Origin of the sequence: Nostoc sp. FACHB-892, assembly GCF_014698795.1 — a bacterium.
In the GTDB taxonomy this organism is placed as follows: Bacteria; Cyanobacteriota; Cyanobacteriia; order Cyanobacteriales; family Nostocaceae; genus Nostoc.
Genome location: NZ_JACJTR010000138.1, coordinates 1 through 3,079, shown reverse-complemented (window position 1 = coordinate 3,079; position 3,079 = coordinate 1). Strand labels below are relative to the sequence as shown.

General features: G+C 37.0%; 7 protein-coding genes and 1 pseudogene. 5 read left to right on the top strand and 3 right to left on the bottom strand.

All coding sequences use genetic code 11. From position 1 onward, the window contains the following. The 3 genes and pseudogenes from H6G96_RS40485 to H6G96_RS40475 form a co-directional block, all read left to right on the top strand. Positions 1–213 (top strand): annotated as a pseudogene (locus tag H6G96_RS40485) (IS701 family transposase); the annotation flags it as partial. A 323-nt stretch (positions 214–536) separates the two neighbouring features. Beyond that, positions 537–761, top strand: coding sequence for a hypothetical protein (locus H6G96_RS41000; RefSeq protein ID WP_206757704.1), 225 nt, complete (start codon positions 537–539; stop codon positions 759–761). Positions 762–1,043: 282 nt separating this feature from the next. After that, positions 1,044–1,241, top strand: a complete 198-nt coding sequence (locus tag H6G96_RS40475; protein WP_190920271.1) for an NblA/ycf18 family protein — start codon at positions 1,044–1,046, stop codon at positions 1,239–1,241. On the opposite strand, the gene H6G96_RS40470 is transcribed toward H6G96_RS40475, so the two are convergent. Together H6G96_RS40470 and H6G96_RS40465 are read right to left on the bottom strand one after the other, a co-directional pair. Further along, entirely contained in the window at positions 1,238–1,402 is a 165-nt protein-coding gene (locus H6G96_RS40470; RefSeq protein ID WP_190920269.1) for a hypothetical protein, read from the bottom strand. The two genes, H6G96_RS40475 and H6G96_RS40470, sit on opposite strands and share 4 nt — an antisense overlap. Positions 1,403–1,512: 110 nt before the next feature. Then, a complete protein-coding gene (locus H6G96_RS40465; RefSeq protein ID WP_190920267.1) occupies positions 1,513–1,746 on the bottom strand; it encodes an EF-hand domain-containing protein in 234 nt (77 codons plus the stop codon). 394 nt (positions 1,747–2,140) lie between these two features. Here H6G96_RS40465 and H6G96_RS40460 point away from each other — a divergent pair, with 394 nt between their 5' ends. After that, on the top strand, positions 2,141–2,377 hold the full coding sequence (locus H6G96_RS40460; RefSeq protein WP_190920275.1) for a hypothetical protein: 237 nt from the start codon (positions 2,141–2,143) through the stop codon (positions 2,375–2,377). 2 nt (positions 2,378–2,379) lie between these two features. Here the strand turns inward: H6G96_RS40460 and H6G96_RS40455 are convergent, their stop codons facing one another. Then, positions 2,380–2,595 (bottom strand): hypothetical protein, encoded by a 216-nt coding sequence (locus H6G96_RS40455; RefSeq protein ID WP_190920265.1) that lies wholly within the window; start codon positions 2,593–2,595, stop codon positions 2,380–2,382. A 177-nt stretch (positions 2,596–2,772) separates the two neighbouring features. Here H6G96_RS40455 and H6G96_RS40450 point away from each other — a divergent pair, with 177 nt between their 5' ends. Then, positions 2,773–2,940 carry a hypothetical protein gene (locus tag H6G96_RS40450; protein ID WP_190920263.1) on the top strand — a complete coding sequence of 56 codons (168 nt, stop codon included), beginning with the start codon at positions 2,773–2,775 and terminating at the stop codon, positions 2,938–2,940. The last annotated feature ends 139 nt before the right edge of the window (positions 2,941–3,079 follow it).

The window sequence follows — 3,079 nt, the reverse complement described above, 5'->3', positions numbered from 1 at the left end:
ATAAAACAAGTATGTGGAATTTGTCGGTTCATGGTTAGGGATACCTATGCAATCAAGACTCACATATTTTGTTCACTTCAAGCTTTTGTTAGATTGGAGTTTATGCGGTCTGAAAAAATAATTAGCAGTTGGTACGAAATACAACGCAACATGTTCACATTAGTTGTACGTGAGCATATTTTTGCAAACCTTAGCAGTGATGGCATTTTCTAGACAACATAGATAATCTTTTTTGTCAATGCGTAAGTCCTAGATTAGATAAATTAGGCAATATGTTACTCATATCTATGCTCCTTAATTTTTGAGAAGCGATTTACAATTGCAGTAGTTTGCAATTGTTAAAGCAGTGTAAGCAATGCTTTTAAACTTATTAATACTCTATGAAGTGCTGTTAATTGCTGTACTATAACATTATTTAATACATTTACAATTATTAACGGTGCAGCAAAAGCACTGAAGTTCAACTTTTAAACCCGGTTATTCAGACGCTCCTACGTCGCTATCCGCAATTTCTGTCAAAGCACCCCAACTGAATTATGACGACTGACGCCTCTATTTTGTTCGATAACAAAAGGTTTAATGTCTGCCAAACACGGCAATCAACAGATGATTCACGCCATCCACTCCACCCAATCGGGCGCATCTGTCGCCAGTTGAGCAAATTTGTCATCTCCACATTCTCCAACTCCAGCATCACGCCTCGACGTTCACCACTCTTGCCCAAAGGAATAATTAATTGTATTGCCCATCTCTTCTTTTAAGCGATGGCGCTGTTTCGCCCGCTCTCTTGCGATCGCCAGCCGGAAGCAGAGGCTAAAAATGCTTTTAAAACCTCAAAGTAAAAAACTTTATAACTTAGATTTTTACTTGGGTTGCCACAATGGATTGATATCAAGGTTTCCAGCAGCAGATACGGTATTTCTAACCTACATCGGTACGGTTTACACCCCTTTGGTTTTTGTAAAGCTATCGTAACATTTATTTATATAAAGCAATATTTGCTTAACTTAGCAAGCTCAAATAAAAGAGTAGGTAATAAAACGATGAATCAACCCATTGAATTATCTTTAGAACAAGAATTTAGCCTTAGAACTTTCTCTGATCAAGTGCAGCAGATGTCTCGTGAACAAGCTCAAGAATTTTTGCAGATGCTGTATAAGCAGATGATGATAAGGGAAAAGACTTACCAGGAACTGCTCAAATATCAATGGGAAGTTGGTTCAGGTTCAATCTTGGGTTAAAACAAACTTGCTCCCATCAGCTGTAGAAAGAGCCAACACTGGTAAGCCCAAGCGGCATTTTCAGCATTGCTCCCCTTGCAACCTTGAATAGCAGCACTTTCTACCTGGGTGAGTGTTTGGGGAATGTCAAAGGATATTATGTGAATTACTTGTGTGGTCATCTCTTTTGTGCTAGCGAGTCACCAATGACCATGAAAATTGCAAATCCCTCGAAACGTGGGCGCTTAGAGGGATTTTGGGTATTGATATTTGGTATTGGGTTTTTTGACAGCTAGGTTAAATTATCTGCTTTCTTAACGGCTGACTTTAACTCTTCAAATGTAATACTACCGTCAGAGTCTGAATCATAATTTACTAGCAATTCCTGGGGAGTACTGATATTTGTTTCTGATGAAATGATTGTACTTAAGCCAGGACTTAAAAAAAGATCATTAATGGAGATTTTACCGTCTTGATCGGTATCTAATTTATTAAAAAGAGATTGAAGCTCTTGCTCGGTTGCCATAAGTTTCTATCTGAAGAATCGTTTTTCAATTTAATATCTCATTAAGGGATGCCCAAATAATAAATTGTATTGAGCATTTTCTTTCTCAAACCAAATAACGTGAGCGGAAGCTGGTTGAATAAAGCATGGCAGAATAACTGCCGCTATGAGCAGACCCGGGATTTTTTTGAGCAGCATTTAATTCTCCTGAAAGTTGTATTTGGTCTTAATGCTTAATTACGTAATCAGAAAACTAGTTTTTTTAAGACTGAACAATCCCCCCGCCAGGGATAAAATTTAAATATTTATATTTTCTTAAGTTTTCCTAACTAGTCAGAATAAATTGAAAATTATTTATTTGGAGAATAACTATCTTTAGATAGAGATTAAGGCTAAAATAATAAATATTAAATGTATTTTTTCAACTACAAACTTTATTTATAGCTACTACGGACAGGTTAAACCAGAAAACTTAGTGTTTAATGCTAACTTGCAAGAATTTGCTCAAAAAGTTGACATGATCACCAGTTTAGAAAGCAATGGTAAGCTTGACCCAGAAGATGCTTATCAGCAAATTAAGGGACTTTGGAAACAGTTAAAGCACAGTAAGAAAGAACTGGGAATTGGTGAGGAGCCATCGGCAACAGCCTGAAGTTATTCTAACTTTGGGGTAATCACCTCAAACTCATTGCGCCTGAGTGATACTAGAATATTTTCCTCATCTGAATCTACTTGAATAAGCCAGCGTATGCTTGATTCACCATCTGAGTGTGGCTCTCGACCACAAACAACCCCAACTTTTCCAGTTACATAGAAAGGACGTAGAATCAAAACTGTGTCTCCTACTTCAACAGGGTCTGGGGTCTGCAATAGCTAGTATTGTAGCTTACTTAAATAATAAAAATTATCCCGTAGCTGCCTTACTTGGAATTAGCCCTATAATCTATAGTTCTGCTCATCCCCTCGATCAGCAGCCATCATAGAAAATCAAACTACTCTTCTTATTGAGCGACAGTTTATAATATTCTATAAAGATGATTAATAAAAATGATTAAGCCTAAAAATGTGTATCGCGGACACTCAATGGAAAAAGTTGGTCACGGTAAAAGAGCGGTATTTAAAACAACTATCAACGAAAAAGAATGGTCTGCCGTGACTGAATTAGAGGTAAAAACAGCAATTGATACTTGGATCGATCAAGGAATAGAGCCTTAGTTATTGGCTACATAAGTAGAACAAGGTGAAAAAACCAAACTATGTAAAGATAAGTAAATACGTACAATGTGTCTACAAAGGTAACAGCGATATGGGCAGCCGTTTAAGGGTATTTCTGACTAGAGAGCAAGATAAAACT

What these genes read in the sequence shown, in the direction of transcription:
- H6G96_RS40465 (WP_190920267.1), bottom strand. Translation starts at nt 1,746, where the DNA reads ATGGCAACCGAGCAAGAGCTTCAATCTCTTTTTAATAAATTAGATACC.
- H6G96_RS40470 (WP_190920269.1), bottom strand. Translation starts at nt 1,402, where the DNA reads ATGACCACACAAGTAATTCACATAATATCCTTTGACATTCCCCAAACA.
- H6G96_RS41000 (WP_206757704.1), top strand. Translation starts at nt 537, where the DNA reads ATGACGACTGACGCCTCTATTTTGTTCGATAACAAAAGGTTTAATGTC.
- H6G96_RS40450 (WP_190920263.1), top strand. Translation starts at nt 2,773, where the DNA reads ATGATTAAGCCTAAAAATGTGTATCGCGGACACTCAATGGAAAAAGTT.
- H6G96_RS40475 (WP_190920271.1), top strand. Translation starts at nt 1,044, where the DNA reads ATGAATCAACCCATTGAATTATCTTTAGAACAAGAATTTAGCCTTAGA.